Raw genomic sequence first — 21,373 nt, 5'->3', positions numbered from 1 at the left:
GCACGGGGATCAATTGCTCTCGACGCGCGGATTGGCATGGGTGGGTTGGCTGGGATAATCCACCTGATGCTTGTGCAGATAGTCGCGGATCAGCTGGCGCACCACCTGGGAAGGCGTGACGTCCTGTTGCAGACACAGCTCTTCCAGGGCTTTCTTCTTGTCCGGGTCAATCAGCACCGTTAGCCGCGCCGTTTTCTTTTCCATCAGAATCCTCCAGAGAATGATAATTGAATGATAATACCACGTGGACGAAGCGGCCAGCCAGACAGCGTCGCCGCACGCATTCAACGGAAATGCAGCCGCTCTATTTTGCGTGACAGGTAGCCAAGCTCGCAGCCGAACAGCGCTCCGCTGTCAGCGGCCAGGCTGCGCAGGGCGCTCAGTGGCAGCGTTACCCGGGCCAGGGTGGCATAGATGATCACGTTGCCGCTGGGGGCGACGCAAAACAGCACGGTGTTAAATACCCGGTGCAAGCTGTGGTACAGCAGGCTGTTTTCGTCGGGCAGATCGTGGTAATTCAGCACCAGCCAACCCCCGTCGGTCAACCGAGCGGCGCAGTTTTCCAGGAATGTCTGGCTACCTTGCTGCGGATCCATAGAGAACGCCGAATAAAGATCGGAAAAAATCAGATCGTAACGCGTCTCGGCGGGCGGGCGAACAAAGTCCATGGCGTCGGCGGTGCGCAGGCTGATGTTGTCGGCGGCCGGCAGCGTAAAGTAGCGGCGCGCGACGGCGATCACCGCAGCGCGCAGTTCGACCACCTCCAGCCGCATAGCCGGATCGACGGCGTGCAGCGCGCGCAGCAGGCTGCCGCCGCCCAATCCCAAAATCAACGCCGACGCCGGCGGCTGCCAGGCTACCGCCATCAACATCGCTTTGATGTAGTTGTGGATCGGCTGCGCGGGGTTGCTGAGACTCATTTTGCTTTGCTCGCAGATGCCGTCAAACCGCAGCGTGCGGTAGTCCTTGTGGTCGGAAACGATGATCTCGCCCCAGGCGTCGGCTTCGCGTGCGATCACCTGGCCGCGCGGGGAGAAATCGAGGGTTTTGAGTAAGCTGTCAACCAGAGACATGGTATTCGCAGGGCTCCTTTGGCAAGCGGTCTATTTACGGGCGCACATGAAATCGGCGGTGCAAATGCGCCGGCCATCGATACTGGCGCGGCCGGTGAAGCGGGCGATCGCGCCGCGCTGGCGAACAAAAGCGACCTCCAGCAGCACTTGGTCACCGGGGCGGGCGGCGCGATAAAAACGCGCCCGCTGAATGGCGGCAAAATAGTAATGCTCCCCTTCGTTTAACGCCGCGAGGTAATAGTGGGCCAACAGACCGGTGCTTTGCGCCAGCGCTTCCACCAACAGCACGCCGGGAAAACCGGCGAAGTGGGCGTGGCCGCTCCAGAACGTCGGCTCATTGGCGGTGATGTTCTTAATGGCGCTCAGCCGCCCTTCGGCAATGCAGGTGCCGGCGGGCAGCACGCGATCGACCAACAGGCAGGGATAGCGATGGGGCAAAATAGCCTGAATATCGTTGAATTGCAGGGGATGACCATTCAATGGCATGGGGGAGCGTGATCCTGTCTGCGGCGAAACCGGTGCGATGGCCGGCGTTCAGTCCATGATGAGTGTAATAACATTATAATAAAATTATCATCAGATGTGCCAGATGAAAAAAACGACGGCAATGACGGCAGGGAAACAGGCGGCGGATTTGGCAGGGGGAGGCACCCGATCCTGGCGACCGGGTGTGGCAGCGCGTTTAGTGCTTGGAGCGGGTGACTTTGTCCAGGTAGCCCATCACGAAGGCCGAAAGCACGAAGGTGAGATGGATGATCACATACCACATCAGCTTGTTGTCCGGCACGTTTTTGGCGTCCATAAACACCCGCAGCAGGTGAATGGAGGAGATGGCGACGATAGACGCGGCGACTTTGTTTTTCAGCGAGGTGGCGTCCATTTTCCCCAGCCAGCTCAGCTTTTCTTTCCCTTCGGTGATATCCAGCTGCGAGACGAAGTTTTCATACCCGGAGAACATCACCATCACCAGCAGCCCGCCCACCAGCGCCATGTCGACCAGCGACAGCAGGGTCAGGATCAGATCGGCTTCAGCAACGGAAAAAATGTTGGGCAGGACGTGCAGTATCTCCTGAAAAAATTTGATCGACAGGGCGACCAGGGCCAGTGAAAGGCCGAAATAAACCGGCGCGAGCAGCCAGCGGGAGGCGTACATTGCGTTTTCTAGCAAGCGTTCCATCATAAAATTGTTTTAAATTCGTGGCTAAAAGGGCGCTCAGTATAACGCAAGTGGCCTAGGCGAAATCAACCGCTTGCGCCCGGTGGCTGGAAGGTTCTGCGCCATTCGCTGGGGCTGACGGCAAAACGCTGTTTAAAACGCTGGCGGAAAGAGACTTCGGATTGAAAACCCGCCAGGGCGGCGATGGTTGAAATGGGGTGCCGCGTGCTCTCCAGCAGCTCCTGGCTGTACAGTAGGCGTTCGGCATTCAGCCACTCGCCGACGCTCATGCCGGTGGCCTGTTGGAAATGGCGGGTAAAGGTGCGGCGGCTCATCGCGGCAAAGCGGGCCAGCGTATCGAGATCGTGCGGCTGCGCCAGGCGCTCGCGCAGATGAACCAGCAAGTGATTGATGCGCTGATCCTGCGTCGTGGCCGGCAGCGGGCGGGCGATAAACTGCGCCTGGCCGCCATCCCGATGCGGCGGGATCACCATGCGTCTGGCCAGACGATTGGCGATGGCGCTGCCGTGGTGCTGCCTGACCACGTGCAGACAGCAATCCAGCCCGGCGGCGGTGCCGGCGGAGGTGATCAGCCGCTCATCGCTGACGTACAGCGCGTTGGCGTCCAACTGCACCTGAGGAAAACGCGCCGAGAAATCCGCTTCGTTTTCCCAGTGGGTGGCGGCGCGGCGATGATCGAGCAGGCCGGCATAGGCCAGCACGTAGGTGCCCAGGCACAGCCCGACGATCTGCGCGCCGCGCCGGTAGGCGTCGTTCAACGCATCGATCAGCGCCACATCGGGACGCTCCTCCGGATGCGGCCAGAAGGGGATCACGATGATATCCGCCCGCTGTAACGCCGTCAGATCGTCGGGCACTTCCAGCGACATGCCGAGATCGGAACGAATAACCCCCGCCTGCAGCGCACAAATTCGCAGGTCGAACAGCGGTTCGTCGGCCAACATCTCGCCGAAAATGATGCAGGGCACCGAAAAATGAAACGGGCTGAAACCGGGCGTCGCAACGATAGATACGGATGGAACGGCCATACATTTCCTCTGATTACAGATAATAACTCTCGCCATCCTCCGGCACGCGCACCCAGGGGCCTAACGCCTGCTCCGCGATAAAGCGGCGCAGCGTCTCGCGGCTGAGGACGCAGTGGTTCACAGCTTCCAGGTGCGTGGCCACGATAGTGGCGTTCGGCATGGCCCGGTGCGCGCGCAAGACGTCCTCCTTCCCCATGATAATATTGCCGACGCCCGGGATTTGCGCATCGCCGGCGTTCAGAATAATGACGTCCGGCGTGAAAGTGCGCAATGCCTCGTCCACCTGCGGGTGCCACACGGTGTCGCCGGCCAGATAGACGCGCGGTTCCGCCGGGTGCGAGAACACGATCCCGCAGACTTCGCCGAGGATCGAAGCCAGTTGCGCGTCGGCGTAAGCCCGATCGCTGCCGTGTTGCCCGGCGGTCTTGTACAAGGTGATCCCGCCGAACGCCGTCTGCGCTTGCAATACGCGCACCTGGCGGAAACCGGCCGCACGGATAAGCGCGGCGTCTTGTTCGTGTTGCGCAAAGATCGGCGTATCCTTGGGCAGCAGGCGCTGTGCAGCCTCATCCCAATGATCGGGATGGGTGTGAGTGACCAGCACCGCATCGGGATGCAGCAGGCTCTCCACCTCGACCGGCAGATCGACCAGCGGGTTGCGCAGATGGGCGTTCAGCGTGCCTTCCAACCCAGGGTAGGCACCGCGCGGTGCCAGAAACGGGTCTATCAAGAATGTTTGCCCGGCGTAGTCGAGCAGCAGGGTGGCGTTGCGGATTTGTGTCAGTTTCATCGGTGGCTCCTGAGCGGTTAAGATGGCGCCAGTATAGGCAACCGCTCAGAGCACCGGTGAGTAGCCTGTCGGACAATAAACGATGGAATCGGGCCAGATGGCCGCTAACGCCTTCAGTGCCTGGCTTTTTTATCGTCGCTGTGGCCGAGAGAACGATCGGGGAAGCTGTGATCGCGCAGCCGCTGCTTCAGCTGAGCGGCATCGGGGAAGCCGCCGTCAATTTTGCGATCCCAAATCATCACGCCATCGACGCTGATTTGATACACCCCGCCGGTGCCCGGCATCAGGGTGACGGAGGCGAGATCGTCGCCGAAGGTGTTGAGCAGCTCTTGCGCCATCCAGCCGGCGCGCAACAGCCAGTTGCATTGTGAACAGTAGTGAATCGTAACGGCGGGGGCATTTTTCATCATTGATCGACCGGTAGTGGTAACGGCTCGCAATCAGCCTGATGGACTCGCAAGCGATGGTGGCTGCGTATTGCCAAATAGTCAAGCGTCTGCTGCGGCAAGGGGGGCCGAGTGTGCGTCACGGCCGCTTGCTGCCGGCAAACCATTCCACCCCACGCAGCATGCCCGCCCAATAAAACCGGGGTAAAAACCAGGCTTTCAGCCACCATGCCATGCGGCTGGGTTGGGTTGCGTCGAGCAGCGGAAACGTGGGGAGCAATGTACCGTCATAACCAAACTCCGCCAGCACAACTTTGCCTTTCTCTACCGTCAATGGACAGGAGCCATAGCCATCATAATGGGCCGTGAGAGGCACGCCATGAATCAGCGCCGCGACGTTTTCCGCCACCACCACCACCTGCTTTCGGGCTGCCGCCAGGGTTTTGGCGTTTGGCGTTGAGCAACAGTCGCCTACCGCAAAAATATCCGGCCAATACTTATGCTGTAGGGTGAATTTATCCACATCGCACCAGCCGGATCCCTCAGCGAGCCCGCTTTGCGAAATAAACGCCGGGGCAGATTGGGGCGGCACTACATGGAGCATATCGAAAGGCAGGGTGAACTCACGCTTCCCTTCTTCATTTGCACCCACAGAAAAGGTCGCTTGCCGACTTTCGCCATCAACACGGATTAAATGATGATTGAAATTGACCTGTGCACGGTATTTTTCCAAATATTCGGTCAGTGAGGGGACGAATTGCGGCATACCGAAAACAGCCGCGCCCGCAAGGCAGAAATTGACGTTGATATTATTAAGGATACCTTGTCGGCGCCAGTGATCGCATGAAAGATACAATGCTTTCTGCGGCGCACCCGCACACTTGATGGGTAACGCTGGCTGAGAAAATATAGCCCGGCCGCCTTTCATTTCCCGGACAAGTTTCCAGGTGTATTCTGCGAGATCAAAACGATAATTAGATGTAACGCCGTTAAACCCTAAAGTCTCTTCGAGACCGCCTATTTTATCCCAACGCAAAACGAGTCCGCATGCAATAATAAGGAAGTCATAGTTTATTTTTCGCCCTTGGCGGGTCTCGATATATTTCTCCCTGGGTTCTACGCGGGTAACGCTGTCCTGAACCCATGCGGCTCCTGTGGGAATGACAGTGCCCATGGCGCGATGCGTTTTATTTATATCGAACAGCCCGCCCCCCACCAAGGTCCACGCCGGCTGGTAATAATGACGTTCGCCAGGTTCAATTACCGTTATATCAACACCTTTAACTCTTTTCTGTATGCTTGCAATGACACCTATGCCAGATGAACCACCGCCAATAACAACGATTTTTTTCTTTGCGTTTATTTTTTCTGCTTTCATACAGACCTCCTTTCATATGAACGTAGGAGGTTATCTCCCGGATGAAAAGGGAATTTATAGAACTTGTGGTTATATGAAAATTTTCATATTCCATTTTGCTATATGTAATAACAATCAGGAATAAGTTATTTGACAACCGACGGAAACTGGTCATTAATAAATGCCACGGACATCGTTAAGGAATTAACGCATTGGATTTTTTTCATTTTACTTTTTATACCGAGGTGCTGTTAGTGATAACCGGTGGCGTCGTCGGATTTCTCTTGGCGCTGACAGGAGGAGGGGGATCCATCGTATGCGTGCCGCTGTTGCTGTATATGGTGAAAATCCCGGATACGCATTTGATTATAGGAACCAGTGCGATGTCGGTTGCTATTAGCGCGCTGATCAACCTTTTCACGCATGCCGCCAAAGGAAACGTCAGGTGGCAGACCGGGGCGGTTGTTTCGCTGGTCGCCGTCGTGGGCGCGCTGGCAGGTTCACAGATGGGGAAAATCACTGACGGGCGCTATTTAACCCTGCCTTTCTCTATGTTGATGCTGGTAGTTGCCGGATTAACGCTGAAAAAAAACACCCTTGCCGGCAGCGCCTCACCGTCCCTTCCTTCTTCCGTTCATCCTGCCATCGTATGGCCCAGCGTGCTGGCGCTAGGCGGGGTGGCCGGTTTTCTGGGCATCGGCGGCGGATTTTTAGTTGTACCGGCGCTGGTCTGGTTTTTCCGTTTTTCTCTGATCGAAGCGGTGGCAACTTCACTGGTGGTGGTTTCCGCCCTGGGTTTATCGACAAGCGCAAGCTATGCAATGTCCGGGAAAGTATCGTTCGCCATTACCTGCTGGCTGATCGTCGGCGGCCTCCTGGGCGGCGTCGCAGGGGTTGCGCTCACCGAACGCCTGAAAAAACGCGAGGGCATTATCAATACGCTGTATGCCGTCATGCTCCTTGCACTGGCCCTGTATATGTTATTCAAAAGCCTATGAGGTGACAGGAAAAAAATGCACATCCGCACTTATCATCATCAGCTCTCATTTTCGGGCGCCCCCGAAGCCAGTGATTTCAACATGCTGTATCAACAAGGCTATCGGCTGATCGTCAACAATCGGCCGGACGATGAACCTGGGGAGCATCTTAGCCATCGGCAAGAGAAAGCGCTGGCTGAACAGTTGGGCATGGGCTACGTCTATCTCCCCTATACGTTCGACACGCTGACCTGGGAGAGCGTTTACGCCTTCCATTACCTGTTGCGGCAAGGCAAGAAAACCTTGGCGCATTGCCGGAGCGGGGCGCGCTCTGCCTGCCTCTCTTTGCTGTACGCACTAAGAGAAGGGGTGATCAATGAAGCGCAATTCCGCAGTCAGTGCGCAGAATACGGTGCGGATGCCGATAAGGCGCTCGGTTGGTATAACCAGCATCAGTCCGTGCAGCCTAACGCGGAAGTTCACGCGTTTTACGAGCCGGAAAGCGGCAGCCTGCAGTATGTCGTCGCCGATCCCGAGGCGCGTCGCTGTGCGATTATCGACCCTGTTCTGAATTTTGACCGCCGATCGGGCACGGTCTCGCATCAACAGGCCAACGATATCCTGAATTTTATCCATCAACGGGGGTGGGGAGTGGCTTGGGTGCTGGATACGCACCCGCACGCCGACCATTTTTCGGCCGCTACCTGGCTGGCGCAGAAAACCGGCGCCTTCACCGGCATCGGTGAAAAAATTACCGCCGTTCAGGGGCTGTGGGAAGAGATCTATAATTTGAAAGACCTGCCTCCCGCCAATACCGTCTGGGATGTGTTGTTCGCGGACGGAGACGTCTTTTTTATCGGCAACCTGCGCGCTGAAGTCTTGCTGTCCCCCGGGCACACGCTGGCGTCCGTCACTTACTACATCGCGGATGCCGCGTTTATCCACGATACGTTCTTCATGCCGGACAGCGGCACCGCCAGGGCGGATTTTCCTGGCGGAAATGCTGAAGCCCTGTGGGATTCGTTACAGCGGATCTTGAGTTTGCCTGCCGATACCCGCCTGTTTACCGGCCATGATTATCGTCCGGCGGGCCGTGAGGCACGGTGGGAAAGCACCGTGAGAGAGCAGCGAGAGAATAACCCTTGGGTGGTAAACATGGATAAATCCCGATTTATTGCTCAAAGAAACCAGCGAGACGCCACATTGCCGCATCCGGAACTCATGCTGATGGCGCTGCAGGTCAACATTCGCGGCGGCGTGCTGCCTGATTGTGAAGATGATGGGCAACACTACCTCAAAATCCCCGTTAATCGATTTAAGGGGTAAATCAAGTCATGGCGGCGTTATCGTTGCCGTCTGTTAATTGTTTTTTATGAAATAGTCATGCTGGTTCATATTTAATTATTTGTTTTTACAAGAAACACGCGGTGCTTGCCCTCACCGGATACAGTCACTACATTAACAACAGTACTTCCCACTCTGCTAAGGAAAACACCATGAAAGCTGCCGTAGTGACGAAAAACCATACCGTAGACATTCAGGATAAAGTGCTGCGCCCGCTGAAGCACGGCGAGGCGGCGTTGAAAATGGAGTGTTGCGGGGTGTGCCACACCGATTTGCACGTGAAGAACGGCGATTTCGGCGAGGTGCCGGGCATTACGTTAGGGCATGAGGGCATCGGCGTGGTCTCCGCCGTCGGTGAGGGCGTCACCTCGTTAAAAGTGGGCGACCGCGCCAGCGTCGCCTGGTTTTACCAGGGTTGCGGCCATTGCGAATATTGCGTCAGCGGCAACGAAACCCTGTGCCGCTCGGTGAAAAACGCCGGCTACAGCGTTGACGGCGGCATGGCAGAAGAGTGCATCGTGGTGGCGGACTACGCGGTGAAAGTGCCGGACGGGCTCGATTCTTTCGCCGCCAGCAGCATCACCTGTGCCGGCGTCACCACCTACAAAGCGGTGAAAATTTCCGATATCAAGCCGGGGCAATGGATCGCCATCTATGGCTTGGGCGGGCTGGGCAACCTGGCGCTGCAATATGCCAAGAACGTGTTTAACGCCAAAGTGATCGCCATCGATGTCAATGACGGCCAGCTGGAGTTCGCCAAACAGATCGGCGCCGATCTGACCATCAACTCCAAAACGCAAAATGCGGAGGAGATCATTCAGCAGCAAACCGGCGGCGCGCATGCGGCGGTGGTGACGGCGGTGGCGAAAGCGGCCTTCAATTCGGCGGTTAATGCGGTCCGCGCCGGCGGCAAAGTGGTGGCCGTGGGGCTGCCGCCGGAGAGCATGGATCTGAGCATTCCGCGCCTGGTGCTGGACGGCATTCAGGTGGTGGGTTCGCTGGTGGGCACGCGCGAAGATCTGAAAGAAGCGTTCCAATTCGCCGCCGAAGGCAAGGTGACGCCGAAAGTGACCAAACGGCCGCTGGGCGACATCAACGCCATCTTCGAAGAGATGAAGGCGGGCACCATTCGCGGGCGCATGGTGATCGATCTCAACATGGCGAAGTAAGCGCCGCTAAAAAAGAAGGCCACCTGCGGGTGGCCTTCTTGTTGTTACGTCGGGCTCAGAACAGGCCCAGCGGTTTGGCGTCGTAGCTGACCAGCAGGTTTTTCACCTGCTGATAGTGCGACAGCGCCGCTTTATGGGTTTCACGTCCGATGCCGGAGTTCTTGTAACCGCCGAACGCCGCGTGCGCCGGGTACAGGTGGTAACAGTTGGTCCATACGCGGCCCGCTTTGATTGCGCGGCCCATGCGGTAGGCGCGGTTGATGTCGCGGGTCCACAGCCCGGCGCCCAGCCCGAACTCAGTGTCGTTGGCCAGCGCCAAGGCTTCGGCCTCATCCTTGAAGGTGGTGACGCCAATCACCGGCCCGAAGATCTCCTCGCGGAAGAAACGCATGCTGTTGTTGCCGGTAATCAGCGTCGGCTGCAGATAGAAACCGTTTTGTACTTCGACGCCACGCTGGGCGGGCTCGCCGCCCACAACGATTTTGCCCCCTTCGTTTTTAGCGATGTCGATGTAGGACAGGATCTTGTCGTACTGCTGTTTTGACGCTTGGGCACCGATCATGGTCTCGGTGTCGAAGGGATCGCCCTGGCGGATGGTGGCGATACGTGCCAGCACTTTCTCCATAAACTGCGGGTAGATGGATTCTTGGATCAGCGCGCGTGAAGGGCAGGTACAAACCTCTCCCTGGTTGAAGAAGCCCAGCACCAGCCCCTCAACCGCCTTGTCGATAAACTCCGGTTCCGCCTGCATGATGTCTTCAAAATAGATGTTCGGCGATTTACCGCCCAGTTCGACGGTGCTGGGGATGATGTTTTCCGCCGCACAGGCGAGGATGTGGCGGCCGACTGGCGTGGAGCCGGTGAAGGCGATTTTCTCGATGCGCTTGCTGCGCGCCAGCGCTTCGCCGGCCTCTGCGCCGAAACCTTGCACGACGTTGAGTACGCCCGGCGGCAGCAGATCGCCGATCTCCTCCATCAGCACGCTGATGCCGAGCGGCGTCTGTTCCGCCGGTTTCAGCACCACGCAGTTACCGCCCGCCAGCGCCGGCGCCAGCTTCCAGGCGGCCATCAGCAGCGGGAAGTTCCACGGAATGATCTGGCCGACCACGCCCAGCGGTTCATAGATATGGTAGGCCACGGTATTTTGGTCGATCTCCGCCGCGGTGCCTTCCTGCGCGCGCAGGCAGCCGGCGAAGTAGCGGAAATGGTCGACCGCCAGCGGCAGATCGGCGTTCAGGGTTTCGCGGATCGGCTTGCCGTTGTCCCAAGTTTCGGTCAGCGCCAGCATCTCCAGCCGCGATTCGATGCGATCGGCGATCGCCAGCAGCACGTTGGAACGTTCCTGCACGCTGGTTTTGCCCCAGGCGTCCGCCGCCGCGTGCGCCGCGTCGAGCGCCAGCTCGATGTCCTTGGCGTCGGAGCGCGGGAATTCGGCGATCGGCTGGCCGGTCACCGGCGAGGTGTTGGTGAAGTAGTTGCCGGATACCGGTTCGACAAATTTGCCGCCAATGTAGTTGCCATAGCGTTTACGGAACGAAACCAGCGAGCCAGGCAAACCGGGGTGGACATATTTCATGTTAAGCACCTCTCTGCAGATGAAAACCGGCGCTATTGGGCTGCGCCTGTGAATGCGGCATGTCGCCGCAGCACAGAGAAGCACGCCCCGTGCCAGGTTGACGAGGGCGGAACAGAGCGTTTGAAAGTCTTTATTTATTAGATTGTTAATCAATCATGCGGCTTAACTCATCGTGCCGTTCCGCCGCCGGCGGTGATTTTTTGTGTCCCGTGTCGCAACGCTTGGTACACATCTGTGATACATGTTTGCAACACTCGCGAACGGGGGAGAAACGCATGTTGCCTGACGACCGCTTGCCCGCAGAGGGCGCCAGTTTGCTGACCAACTCGCTGGCGGAATCCTGGCAGCGCAGCCGGGGCTACGGCCTGGCGCGCGCCGATGAACACATACCCGTTATCAAGGCCGGGCTGCTCGAAGAGCTGCGCAGCCGTAACGACTGGGTGCCACAGCGGGTACAGCCGCTGATCGAACAGCTGGGCGCGCAGATCGCGCGTCAACCGGCCATCGTGGTGATCGCCGACGCCGATGGGCTGGTGCTGGAAACCTGCGGCAATACCGACTTTCTGCACAAGGCGTCGCGTTTTGCGCTGGCGCCGGGCAACCTGTGGGGGGAGCCGGAGCGAGGCACCAACGCCATCGGCACCGCGCTGGCGCTGGGGGCGTTCTGCGAGGTGCGCGGCGACCAGCACTTCCTCAATCAAAACGCCGGTTTAAACTGCACCGCTGCGCCGATCTACCGGCCGGATGGCCGCATCGCCGGCATACTGGATCTCTCCGCGCCCGCGCAGCGGCCGTATCGCGATGCGCAACGCTTGATCATGCAGGCTGTGCGACACATCGAACACCGCTGGGTCAGAAGCGCGATCGCCGATCGTCACTGGACGCTGCGCCTGCACGCCGACGCCGGTAGCCTGGGCAGCGCGCAGGAGCTGCTGCTGGTGTTTCACGACGAAGTACTGGTCGCCGCCAATCGGCTGGCGATGCTGGAGTTCCAGCTTTCACCGGCCGCATTCGGCTCGCTTGAGTTCGCCCAGCTGTTCCCCGAGCTGTTGCGGCACCCCTCCGGCGCCCCGCGCCAGACGCTGGCCGTCAATCAACGGCATTATTATTCGCTGCTGGAGGCGCCGCAGCGCCGCGTCAGCGCCTTGCGCTCGGCGCCGCCGCCGGAGGAACGGCATGACGAGCCGCATCAGAAAGCGTTGCGTATTCTCAACGCCGGCCTTTCCTTGTGTGTGACCGGCGAAACCGGCTGCGGCAAGGAGCATTTCAGCCGACGCCTGTTTGAGGAGAGTCGCTGGCGCAGCGGCAACTTCGTGGCGATCAACTGCGCGGCGCTGCCTGAACCGCTGATCGAATCCGAGCTGTTCGGCTATGCGCCGGGGGCATTTACCGGCGCCAATCCCAAAGGCTATATCGGCAAGATCCGCGAGGCCGATGGCGGCGTGCTGTTCCTCGATGAAATCGGCGATATGCCGGCGGGCTTGCAAACGCGCCTGCTGCGGGTGCTGCAGGAAAAAACGGTCACGCCGCTCGGCAGTCGCAGCGCCTATCCGGTCGACTTCGCGCTGGTCTGCGCCACGCACCACGATCTGAACCGGCAGGTGCAGGCGGGGGCGTTTCGCGAAGACTTGCTGTACCGCATACAGGAGTACAGCTTGCGCATCCCGCCGCTCAGAGAACGGGCGCAGCTGGAGCTTTTCATTCTGCAGCTGTGGCGGGAGCTGGGTGGCGAACGGCGCGACATTCGCCTGCTGCCGGAGACGCTGGCGATGCTGGCGCGCTATCCGTGGCCCGGCAATGTGCGGCAACTGCTGAGCACGCTCAAAGTGCTGTTGGCGCTGGCGGACGATCACGCGGCGCTGACATTGGACGATCTGCCGCAGTCCATCGCGGTGCTGGCGCCGCTGCAGGAGCGTGGCGACGACGGGGCGGAGGATCTGCAGGCGGCGATCCGAAAAGCGGGCGGCAACCTCAGCCGGGCGGCGAAAGCCCTCGGCGTTTCGCGCAGCACGCTGTACCGCAAGCTGGGGCGGCAAAGATTGGCGGTGGAATGAAACACCGTGATTGGCCGTCAGTCGCGGCCCCGCAGCGCGGGGCCTGTTCATGTCTCAGTCCCCCAGCCCCGGCGGGTTAATCTCCGAATGCGCGATTTTCTCGTCGCTCTCCGCCCAGCGATCCAGCACCTGCAGATAGCTGCCGTTGGCGATGGCGCCGTTGAGCGAAGCCTGCACCGCGTCCACCAGGCCGTTGCCTTTCTTCAGCGTGACGGCGATGTTGGCGGTCTTCGGCCAGCCGCCGGGCACGATGCCCACCAGCCGGGTTTTGCCGGTCAGCCGCGCCTGATAGGCGCCGGAGACGTTGGGGCCGAAGGTGGCATCGGCGCGGCCGGACTGGATGGCCAGCGTAGAGGCGGCTTTATCGGTGACGTACACCGGCTGCAGCGGCGCTAATCCCTTGGCGCGGTTCTCTTTGTCCCAGGCCAGCAGCACCGCTTCCTGATTGGTGCCGGAATCGACGATGATCTTTTTGCCGGCGATATCCGGCGCGGTGTTGATCTGGGTGATTTTACTGTCGGATTTGACGTAGAAACCCAGCGTGTCCTGCCGATAGGTAGCGAAATCGAATTTGGTCTTGCGTTCGTTGGTCACGGTGATGTTGTAGATCGCGGCGTCATATTTGCCTGAGGTTACGCCCAGCGGCCAGTCTTCCCACGAGGTGGGCACCAGTTTGAGTTTCAGCCCCAGGCCGTCGGCCACCAGGCGTGCGATATCCGCCTCGCTGCCGATCACCGTTTTATTGTCGCGAGCATACAGGCCGAACGGCGGGCCGCTACCCAACAGCGAAATGGCCACCGTCAGCGTGCCGGGTTCCACAAACCTGAAACCGGCGGGGATTTTGGCGACGGCTTCGGCGTTTTTCACCGCGTGGATCGGCGTTTCGTTGGCGACGATATCCACCCCCGGCGCGGCGGCGGCGGAAAAGCTCAGCAATGCCGCAATCGCTATCATCTTTTTGCTATCTATCATTATGTTAATTACCTTCATTATTATGGGTGTCACACGGTCGTTGCACTATCTCTGAAGGCTGCAGATCTGTGAACGAACAAAATCCACTAATCAATCTTGGAATTATCATGAAGCGCCACCGGCGGCGCTGAATGCATCGGGGATGAACCATGCTGCTGCGTTTCGCTACGTTGGGCCGCATACCGCGCGGCGTGTGGGTGTTGGGCGGGGTGAGTCTGCTGATGGACGTTTCCTCGGAAATGATCCACAGCCTGCTGCCGCTGTTTATGGCGACGACGCTGGGTGTCAGCGTGATCGTCATCGGGCTGATCGAGGGGGTGGCGGAGGCGACGGCGCTGATCGTCAAGGTGTTTTCCGGAGCGCTCAGCGATTATCTCGGCAAACGCAAAGGGTTGGCGTTGTTAGGTTACGGTCTGGGCGCCGTCAGCAAACCGTTTTTTGCCATCGCTTCGTCGTCCGGTATGGTGATGAGCGCGCGTCTGCTGGATCGCGTGGGCAAAGGCATCCGCGGCGCGCCACGAGATGCTCTGGTAGCCGACGTAACGCCGCCGGAGATTCGCGGCGCGGCCTTCGGGCTGCGGCAGTCGCTGGATACCGTCGGCGCTTTTCTCGGGCCGCTGCTGGCTGTTGGCCTGATGCTGCTGTGGCACAACGATTTTCGCGCCATCTTCTGGGTGGCGGCGATCCCGGCTGCGCTGGCCATCGCGCTGCTGTTTTTCGGCCTGAAAGAGCCGGCCGCCGCGATAACCCACAAGCGCACCAACCCGATCACCCGCGCCAACCTGCGGCTGCTGGGGCGCGGCTATTGGTGGGTGGTGGGCATCGGTGCCGTTTTCACTCTGGCGCGCTTCAGCGAGGCGTTTCTGGTGCTGAAGGCGCAGCAGGGCGGCACGCCGCTGGCGTTGATCCCGCTGGTGATGGTCGCCATGAATCTGGTCTACGCCTGCTCGGCCTATCCGTTCGGCAAGCTTTCCGACCGTTTGAGCCACCAGGGGCTGTTAACGGCCGGTTTGCTGGTGCTGATCGCCGCCGATCTGGTCTTGGCGCTGAGCGATCATTGGGCGGGGGTGCTGTTTGGCGTGGCGCTGTGGGGCGTGCACATGGGCATGACCCAGGGGTTGTTGGCGGCGATGGTGGCGCAGACCGCGCCGGCGCACCTGCGCGGCACCGCGTTCGGCATGTTCAACCTGATCAGCGGCGTGGCGCTACTGTTGGCGAGCCTTGGCGCCGGCGCGCTGTGGGAGCTGGTCGGTTCCGCCGCCACCTTCTACGCCGGAGCGAGCATTTGCGTGGCGACGCTGCTGGGCATGCAGCTAAAGCCGTTAGACAAACGCTGAAGGCCGTCTGATTCAGCGGCCGTCGATAGGCTGCGGTGCCGCCTGCAGCAGCGCCGGTACCCGCTGGGATTCCACCGCCCGGCTGAACAGGAACCCCTGGCCAATATGGAAACCGGCTTCGCACAGCGTTTGCCGCTGCTGCTCGGTTTCCACGCCCTCGGCGATGATATCGATCGACAGTTTTTGTCCGAGGATGCCGATGCTTTCCACGATGGCCAGGATCGCCGGTTCGCTGTTCATACGCTGAATGAAGTCGCAGTCCAGCTTAATGCAGTCCAGCGGGTAGTCCATGATGTGGCTGAACGAGGAGTGGCCGGTGCCGAAGTCGTCCAGCGCGATGCGGATGCCCATCTCTTTGAGCATTTGCAGCGCGCGCAGCACGTATTTCGACCCGTGCTTGTTGAACGCGTGTTCGGTTACCTCCAGCTCGATCAGGTGGTGGGGAATGTGGAATTTCAGCAGGCGCTGCAGGAAGGTTTCGGCGTAGTTGTCGCGTAAAAACTCGATCGGCGACACGTTCAGCGAGATGGGCCGCACCGCCACGCCGGCCGCGCGCCAGCGGGCGATATCGGCGAAGACCTTCAACTGCATGGCTTCGCTGATTTTGGTCGCCAGTTCGTAGTCGTTAAACGCCTCGCACACCGTCGCCGGCAACTGCACGCCGTTGATTGGGCAATGCCAGCGCAGCAGCGCTTCGAAGCCGACGATGCTGCCGTCGGTCAGGCTGACCTTCGGCTGGTAGCTGGGGCGAATGCGATTGTCGCGCACGATCTGGCGCGCGTAGTTCAGTTGACTGGCGCGGGCGCGGGCCTTGTCCATCATCTTGCGATCGAACATGTACACCCCGCCGCGGCCGCCGTCTTTCAGCTCATACAGCGCGGTATCGGCGCATTTCATCAACTCGGAGGCGTCGCGGGCGTCTTTGGGGTAAATGGCGCCACCGATGCTCATGCCGCAATGCAGCGTCTTGCCGCCGTGGGTGATCGGCGTCTCCAACTGCAGCAGAAACTTGTTGGCGATGCGGAAAATATCTTGCTCGTTTTCGACGTCGCTGATGACCACCGCGAATTCGTCGCCGCCGAGGCGAGAGACGAACGAATGCGCATTCATGCAGGCGCTAAGCCTTTTGCCCAGAACCCGCAGTAGGTGATCGCCCGCTGCGTGGCCCAGCGTGTCGTTCACCAGTTTGAAATGGTCGAGATCCAGCAGCACCAGTCCGAGCGACTTGTTGCCGTGCAGGGCGCGCTTCATCTCTTGCTTCAGCTTTTTCTTGAACAAGCGCCGGTTGGGCAGGCCGGTCAATTCATCATACTCGCTGGCGAGCAGCAGGCGCTGTTCCATTACGCGCTGTGAAGTCACGTCGCGCGAGACGCACAAGATCTCGGCCACCGCGCCGTGTTCATCGCTGACCGGCGTGAGAATGTTGTCCCAGTGCTGTTTCTTGCCCTGCGGCGTGACGCTTAACCCCGTGAAGCGCGCGTTCTTACCGGCCCTGACGTTGCGCAGCGCCTTGCTGCCGCGGCGGCGGACCTCGGGCGACAACAGCCCCAGCCAGGGCATGCCGAACTCCTTTTGCGCCGGATCGAGGCCGAGCGCCAGGCTGCCGGAGCGGTTCATGTGGCGCAGCGTGCCGTCGTTATTGATCACTTTGATGCAGTCGACGCTGGCGTCCAACATGTCTTGCTGGATGGAGAGCGCCTGCGCGTTTTGCTGGCGTTGCAGTATTTGCGGGTGGATGTCGGTGGCGGTGAGGTACCAGCTTGGCTCCAGCGCCACGCCATCCTGGCGGGCATTGAACGCCAGCATAAACCAACGGAATTCGCCGCTGCGATCGCACAGGCGAGCTTCGCCGGCGAACGAGGAGAGGGCGACCATCGCCTGGCGCCATTGCGTGGCCAGCCGCTCGCGATCGTCGGGATGCAGGGCGTCGAGCCAGTCGGCGGCGCCGTGTTCACCGGCGATTGCACCGGTATAGTCGCGCCACAGTTTATTAAAGTAACCGCCAAGGCGGTTGCCGAAGCAAATCAGACCGGGTAAGTCGTCGACGATTTCACCATAGATATCAATCGGATTTTTGTTATTGGTCTGCTCGGGCAACAGGGTCATGCGGTATTTCCTCGGAAAATTACCCATATTCTCGCTCTATAGCAGAGCCTCTATCAATATAGTCTTGCCAACGAAAATTGGAATAGCCAGGGGACGCGACTAAAAATCAGCCCGGTAGCATGGAATACATCTTGCGTGAACGCATTAGGAATATTCCTGTTATTTATAAGCGGATCTTATATTGCGAAGAAAAATAAGTGCTCCGACCACATCGCGTGATTGCCCTGAAAATTAATGACTATTGATGTTTCTATTTGGCGAAATGAACAGCCGGCATGATGTTACTCTGGCCGGCATGGGGTACGGCTTATGCGCGTTCACTGAAGAAATCCTCACTCAAAGCGGCAATAAACGCCATTTTATGCACTCTTCGTCGGCCGGCGGAGGGGCATTTGTGGGCGCTTGCCAGAAAAGTCATGATGCAAATCAAGAAATGTTTTGTTTCATCTGTTGACACTTTGCTTACGTATAAGATAGCCTCGCGAATGAAAATCATTAATAAAACTGGATAATTAAGCGAGATGCAACCACAGCCAGATGCTCGCGCCCAAGCCAGACGGCCGGGCGCAGACGGCGTAACGAAACCGGGATCCTCCCCGGCCAACGTCCATTCGCCTCCTGTTCAGGCACCCACGCTTTAAGTGCGTGGCGCGGCGGCATGCCGTCGCTGGATGCCCGCACCCGTTTGTACCGACTCAATTTCTCATGCAGCCCACATCGGGCCGGCATGCGCCATCTATCGTTTCGCTGTTACGGGAGGTCGCAGGGCGGTTAAAACGTAAGTTTTCTTCTGGGTATAAATAAACATGGAGCGTAAAATGATACTTAATAAAAAATTGAAGTTAGCGTACTGCGTTTTTCTTGGCTGTTATGGCTTATCCATACATTCTTCTCTCGCCGCTTATAATGATCCCGGCTTGCTCGGTTCGCCCGGCAGTTGGAAAACCGCTGAATTTAATCGTCAATGGGGGCTTGGGGCTATTTCTGCCGAATTCGCCTACGCCCGGGGGTATACCGGAAAAGGCGTGACAATCGGCATTATCGATAATGCCGTTCTTTCCCATTCTGAATTCGCCGGCAAACTGACGCGGCTGGATAACGGCAGCTATAATTTCTCGTACGATAGACAAGATAATATGTCTTTTGGCGATCACGGCACCCACGTAGCCGGTATTGCAGCGGCGAAAAGAGACGGTTCCGGCATGCACGGCGTGGCTTTCGACGCGGATATTATCGGCACCAAGTTGAATGACTACGGTAACCGCAACGGCCGTGAAGAGCTGATTCAGAGCGCTGCTCGCGTCATCAACAACAGTTGGGGGATTGCGCCGGACATTCGGCGAGACGCGAAAGGCGATATCATTTGGTTGCCGAATGGCAGACCGGACTATGTGGCGTTCGTTAAAAGCGACGTGATCGGCGAAATGATGCGCAGCAAGGCCAGCGTGGAATGGGGCAGCGAACAGCCGGTACCAACCGGCGCACATAACTCCATGTCGGCGCTGCTGCGGGCGGCCAGACACGGTAAGCTGATCGTCTTCTCGGCGGGCAATTACAACAACTACAATATTCCTGAGGCGCAAAAGTCACTGCCTTACGCCTTCCCGGACGTGTTGAATAATTACCTGATCGTGACCAACCTGAGCGACGAAAACACGTTAAGCGTCTCTTCGACCAGCTGTGGGCAAACGGCCAGTTACTGCGTTTCCGCACCGGGTTCCGATATCTACAGCACCGTCGGCCGACTGGAATCGAATACCGGCGGCGCCGTTAATCGTGAAGCCTATAATAAAGGCGAGCTGTCGCTTAATCCCGGCTACGGCAATAAATCCGGCACCTCAATGGCGGCACCGCATGTTACCGGCGTCGCTGCCGTATTGATGCAACGCTTCCCTTATATGAGCGCCGATCAAATATCCGCGGTAATTAAAACCACTGCCACCGATTTGGGCGTTGCCGGTATTGACAATCTGTTCGGCTGGGGGCGCGTCAATTTACGGGATGCGATCAACGGGCCGAAAATGTTTATCACCAAAGAGGATATTCCGCAGGAATTTTATGTGCCTGGCTCTTATAGCGAAAAACAGTTCGTGGTGAATATTCCCGGTCTGGGAAATATCGTCGAACCTGGCACCACGGTTGAACGGCGCTGCACGTCGATCGAATGCGACTTCGATTCGTGGAGCAATGACATCACCGGCCACGGGGGATTGACCAAAACGGGTGCCGGCACGTTGGCGCTGTTGGGCAACAATACCTACAGCGGCGATACCTGGGTGAAACAGGGGGCGCTGGCGATCAATGGTTCGGTGGTTTCCAACGTCTATATCGAAAATAGCGGCACCTTGGCCGGCAGCGGCACCGTGAATGCCTTCAGGGCCGGCCGGGGCGGCAGCGTTGCGCCGGGTAACGGCATCGGCACGCTGCACGTGTTGAATGACGCCATATTCGAACGCGGCTCGCAGTATAACGTCGAAGTGGCGGGAAATGGCCGCAGCGATAAAATCGAGGCGCGCCGCGCCTTGTTGAACGGCGGTAGCGTGAATGTCAGCCTGGAGCACAGCACTAACCTGCTGTCGCAGAGTGAAGCGCAAAGCCTGCTGGGCAACAAATACACTATCCTGACGACGACGAGCGGCGTCACCGGCCGTTTCGAAAACGCCAACCCTGCGTACCCGTTTGTCAACGTGGCGCTGGATTATCAGGGCAATGAGGTCGGTCTTGGCATCACGCGCACCGCCGCCCGCTTCGACAGCTTGGCCGGTACGGAGAACGAGAAAGCGGTGGCTCGCGCGGTGGAAACGCTCAACGCGACGGAACCGGTAACGGAAACGGTCAAGCGCAGCGTGGCGGCCCCAACCGCTGCAGCGGCGAACCTGCTGCAAGGCGATGAAGGCGAGGCGCAAGCCGTTACCGAAGACGTGAATCCGGTTGCCGGTCATCCGGTTTATGAAAGCTTCCTCGGTTTCACCTCGGCCAGAGAGCTGCAACAGGCAACCCGCCAGCTGTCCGGCCAGATCCACGCGGATATGGCTGCCGCCCAGCTCAACGAAAGCCGCTATCTGCGCGACACGGCTACCGAGCGTCTGCGCCAGGCGGAAGGCCGCCGCATTGCTACCGACATCAAAGCGGATGATAACGGCGCCTGGGCGAAACTGCTGGGCAGCTGGGGACATGCTTCCGGCAACGACAACGCCACCGGTTACCAGACATCCACCTACGGCGTGTTATTGGGGCTGGACAGTGAGCTGTTTGACGACGGTCGGCTTGGGGTGATGACCGGGTACACCCGCACCTCGCTGGATGGCGGTTATCAGTCAGACGCTCACAGCGACAACTACCATCTGGGGCTGTACGGCGGCAAACGCTTCGGCGCGTTGGCGCTGCGGGCGGGGAGCGCCTATACCTGGCACCGTATCGACACCTCGCGCTCGGTGAACTACGGTGCGCAGTCGGATCGCGAAAAAGCCAGCTATAACGCGCGCACCGGCCAGCTGTTTATCGAAAGCGGTTACGACTGGAGCAACGACACGCTCAATCTTGAGCCGTTCGTTAACCTGGCGTACACCCACTATCGTAACGAAGGGATCAACGAGCACGGCGGCGCGGCGGCGCTGCGGGGGGACAAGCAAAACCAGTCCGCCACCGCTTCGACGCTGGGTCTGCGCGCCGATACGCAGTGGCAGGCCGATAGCGTGGCGATCGCGCTGCGCGGTGAGTTGGGCTGGCAGCACCAGTATGGCAAGCTGGAGCGCAAAACGCAGTTGATGTTCAAACGCACCGATGCGGCGTTTGACGTGAACAGCGTGCCGGTTTCTCGCGATGGCGCGGTTCTGAAGGCAGGCGTGGACGTTTCGGTTAACAAGAACGCCGTCTTGTCCCTCGGCTACGGCGGGCAATTGTCGTCAAACCACCAGGACAACAGCGTCAACGCCGGTCTGACCTGGCGCTTCTGATCGCTTTATCCCGTTTGACCTTACTCAGCCTCCATCGCAACGATGGGGGCTTTTTATTGGGTGAGCGGCAA

The 21,373-nt window shown here is 59.0% G+C and carries 17 protein-coding genes; 6 read left to right on the top strand and 11 right to left on the bottom strand.

All coding sequences use genetic code 11. From position 1 onward, the window contains the following. Positions 1-9 precede the first annotated feature (9 nt). From BHU62_RS02820 to BHU62_RS02785, 8 genes are all read right to left on the bottom strand, one after another. Positions 10-204 (bottom strand): ribbon-helix-helix protein, CopG family, encoded by a 195-nt coding sequence (locus tag BHU62_RS02820; protein WP_004928567.1) that lies wholly within the window; start codon positions 202-204, stop codon positions 10-12. An 80-nt stretch (positions 205-284) separates the two neighbouring features. Further along, the gene (locus BHU62_RS02815) at positions 285-1,073 is read right to left on the bottom strand and encodes a spermidine synthase (RefSeq protein ID WP_073529047.1); all 789 of its coding nucleotides are present in this window, start codon (positions 1,071-1,073) and stop codon (positions 285-287) included. Between the two features lie 30 nt (positions 1,074-1,103). Further along, positions 1,104-1,559 carry a 3-hydroxyacyl-ACP dehydratase FabZ gene (gene fabZ / locus BHU62_RS02810; RefSeq protein ID WP_073529046.1) on the bottom strand — a complete coding sequence of 152 codons (456 nt, stop codon included), beginning with the start codon at positions 1,557-1,559 and terminating at the stop codon, positions 1,104-1,106. A 196-nt stretch (positions 1,560-1,755) separates the two neighbouring features. Further along, positions 1,756-2,250: a TIGR00645 family protein gene (locus tag BHU62_RS02805; protein ID WP_025302805.1), complete on the bottom strand. Its 495-nt coding sequence runs from the start codon at positions 2,248-2,250 to the stop codon at positions 1,756-1,758. A gap of 65 nt (positions 2,251-2,315) precedes the next feature. After that, positions 2,316-3,278, bottom strand: a complete 963-nt coding sequence (locus tag BHU62_RS02800) for a GlxA family transcriptional regulator (protein ID WP_073529045.1) — start codon at positions 3,276-3,278, stop codon at positions 2,316-2,318. A 13-nt stretch (positions 3,279-3,291) separates the two neighbouring features. Further along, positions 3,292-4,068, bottom strand: a complete 777-nt coding sequence (locus tag BHU62_RS02795; protein WP_073529044.1) for an MBL fold metallo-hydrolase — start codon at positions 4,066-4,068, stop codon at positions 3,292-3,294. 113 nt (positions 4,069-4,181) lie between these two features. Beyond that, a complete protein-coding gene (locus BHU62_RS02790; protein ID WP_038873012.1) occupies positions 4,182-4,475 on the bottom strand; it encodes a SelT/SelW/SelH family protein in 294 nt (97 codons plus the stop codon). 118 nt (positions 4,476-4,593) lie between these two features. Continuing rightward, complete coding sequence (locus tag BHU62_RS02785; RefSeq protein WP_073529043.1) at positions 4,594-5,832, bottom strand: FAD/NAD(P)-binding oxidoreductase; 1,239 nt, start codon at positions 5,830-5,832, stop codon at positions 4,594-4,596. Positions 5,833-6,023: 191 nt separating this feature from the next. Between BHU62_RS02785 and BHU62_RS02780 the strand changes: the two genes are divergently transcribed. The 3 genes from BHU62_RS02780 to adhP all read left to right on the top strand — a co-directional run bounded on the left by BHU62_RS02780 (position 6,024) and on the right by adhP (position 9,301). Further along, complete coding sequence (locus BHU62_RS02780; protein ID WP_073529042.1) at positions 6,024-6,809, top strand: sulfite exporter TauE/SafE family protein; 786 nt, start codon at positions 6,024-6,026, stop codon at positions 6,807-6,809. A 15-nt stretch (positions 6,810-6,824) separates the two neighbouring features. Beyond that, a complete protein-coding gene (gene blh / locus BHU62_RS02775; RefSeq protein WP_073529041.1) occupies positions 6,825-8,114 on the top strand; it encodes a bifunctional sulfur transferase/dioxygenase Blh in 1,290 nt (429 codons plus the stop codon). Positions 8,115-8,284: 170 nt separating this feature from the next. After that, positions 8,285-9,301 carry an alcohol dehydrogenase AdhP gene (gene adhP, locus BHU62_RS02770; RefSeq protein ID WP_073529040.1) on the top strand — a complete coding sequence of 339 codons (1,017 nt, stop codon included), beginning with the start codon at positions 8,285-8,287 and terminating at the stop codon, positions 9,299-9,301. 55 nt (positions 9,302-9,356) lie between these two features. Here the strand turns inward: adhP and BHU62_RS02765 are convergent, their stop codons facing one another. Then, entirely contained in the window at positions 9,357-10,877 is a 1,521-nt protein-coding gene (locus BHU62_RS02765; protein ID WP_073529039.1) for an aldehyde dehydrogenase family protein, read from the bottom strand. A 275-nt stretch (positions 10,878-11,152) separates the two neighbouring features. Here BHU62_RS02765 and BHU62_RS02760 point away from each other — a divergent pair, with 275 nt between their 5' ends. Beyond that, complete coding sequence (locus tag BHU62_RS02760; RefSeq protein ID WP_073529038.1) at positions 11,153-12,931, top strand: sigma-54-dependent Fis family transcriptional regulator; 1,779 nt, start codon at positions 11,153-11,155, stop codon at positions 12,929-12,931. Between the two features lie 54 nt (positions 12,932-12,985). On the opposite strand, the gene BHU62_RS02755 is transcribed toward BHU62_RS02760, so the two are convergent. Beyond that, a complete protein-coding gene (locus BHU62_RS02755; protein WP_088776027.1) occupies positions 12,986-13,903 on the bottom strand; it encodes an ABC transporter substrate-binding protein in 918 nt (305 codons plus the stop codon). A 149-nt stretch (positions 13,904-14,052) separates the two neighbouring features. Between BHU62_RS02755 and BHU62_RS02750 the strand changes: the two genes are divergently transcribed. Further along, complete coding sequence (locus BHU62_RS02750) at positions 14,053-15,240, top strand: MFS transporter (RefSeq protein WP_073529036.1); 1,188 nt, start codon at positions 14,053-14,055, stop codon at positions 15,238-15,240. A 12-nt stretch (positions 15,241-15,252) separates the two neighbouring features. Here BHU62_RS02750 and BHU62_RS02745 read toward each other — a convergent pair whose 3' ends face one another. Beyond that, positions 15,253-17,346: a putative bifunctional diguanylate cyclase/phosphodiesterase gene (locus tag BHU62_RS02745; RefSeq protein ID WP_073529035.1), complete on the bottom strand. Its 2,094-nt coding sequence runs from the start codon at positions 17,344-17,346 to the stop codon at positions 15,253-15,255. Between the two features lie 917 nt (positions 17,347-18,263). On the opposite strand from BHU62_RS02745, the gene BHU62_RS02740 reads away from it, so the two are divergent. Next, on the top strand, positions 18,264-21,302 hold the full coding sequence (locus BHU62_RS02740) for an autotransporter serine protease (protein ID WP_078061999.1): 3,039 nt from the start codon (positions 18,264-18,266) through the stop codon (positions 21,300-21,302). Positions 21,303-21,373 lie beyond the last annotated feature (71 nt).

Source organism: Serratia marcescens (genome assembly GCF_001902635.1).
GTDB classification, from domain to species: Bacteria; Pseudomonadota; Gammaproteobacteria; order Enterobacterales; family Enterobacteriaceae; genus Serratia; species Serratia marcescens_F.
Note: the sequence above shows the minus strand (reverse complement) of the source record. Positions and strands in the feature narration are given on the sequence as shown.

Coding starts and splice junctions, on each gene's coding strand:
- BHU62_RS02820 (WP_004928567.1), bottom strand. CDS start 204: ATGGAAAAGAAAACGGCGCGGCTAACGGTGCTGATTGACCCGGACAAG.
- BHU62_RS02815 (WP_073529047.1), bottom strand. CDS start 1,073: ATGTCTCTGGTTGACAGCTTACTCAAAACCCTCGATTTCTCCCCGCGC.
- fabZ (WP_073529046.1), bottom strand. CDS start 1,559: ATGCCATTGAATGGTCATCCCCTGCAATTCAACGATATTCAGGCTATT.
- BHU62_RS02805 (WP_025302805.1), bottom strand. CDS start 2,250: ATGGAACGCTTGCTAGAAAACGCAATGTACGCCTCCCGCTGGCTGCTC.
- BHU62_RS02800 (WP_073529045.1), bottom strand. CDS start 3,278: ATGGCCGTTCCATCCGTATCTATCGTTGCGACGCCCGGTTTCAGCCCG.
- BHU62_RS02795 (WP_073529044.1), bottom strand. CDS start 4,068: ATGAAACTGACACAAATCCGCAACGCCACCCTGCTGCTCGACTACGCC.
- BHU62_RS02790 (WP_038873012.1), bottom strand. CDS start 4,475: ATGAAAAATGCCCCCGCCGTTACGATTCACTACTGTTCACAATGCAAC.
- BHU62_RS02785 (WP_073529043.1), bottom strand. CDS start 5,832: ATGAAAGCAGAAAAAATAAACGCAAAGAAAAAAATCGTTGTTATTGGC.
- blh (WP_073529041.1), top strand. CDS start 6,825: ATGCACATCCGCACTTATCATCATCAGCTCTCATTTTCGGGCGCCCCC.
- adhP (WP_073529040.1), top strand. CDS start 8,285: ATGAAAGCTGCCGTAGTGACGAAAAACCATACCGTAGACATTCAGGAT.
- BHU62_RS02765 (WP_073529039.1), bottom strand. CDS start 10,877: ATGAAATATGTCCACCCCGGTTTGCCTGGCTCGCTGGTTTCGTTCCGT.
- BHU62_RS02760 (WP_073529038.1), top strand. CDS start 11,153: ATGTTGCCTGACGACCGCTTGCCCGCAGAGGGCGCCAGTTTGCTGACC.
- BHU62_RS02755 (WP_088776027.1), bottom strand. CDS start 13,903: ATGATAGATAGCAAAAAGATGATAGCGATTGCGGCATTGCTGAGCTTT.
- BHU62_RS02750 (WP_073529036.1), top strand. CDS start 14,053: ATGCTGCTGCGTTTCGCTACGTTGGGCCGCATACCGCGCGGCGTGTGG.
- BHU62_RS02745 (WP_073529035.1), bottom strand. CDS start 17,346: ATGACCCTGTTGCCCGAGCAGACCAATAACAAAAATCCGATTGATATC.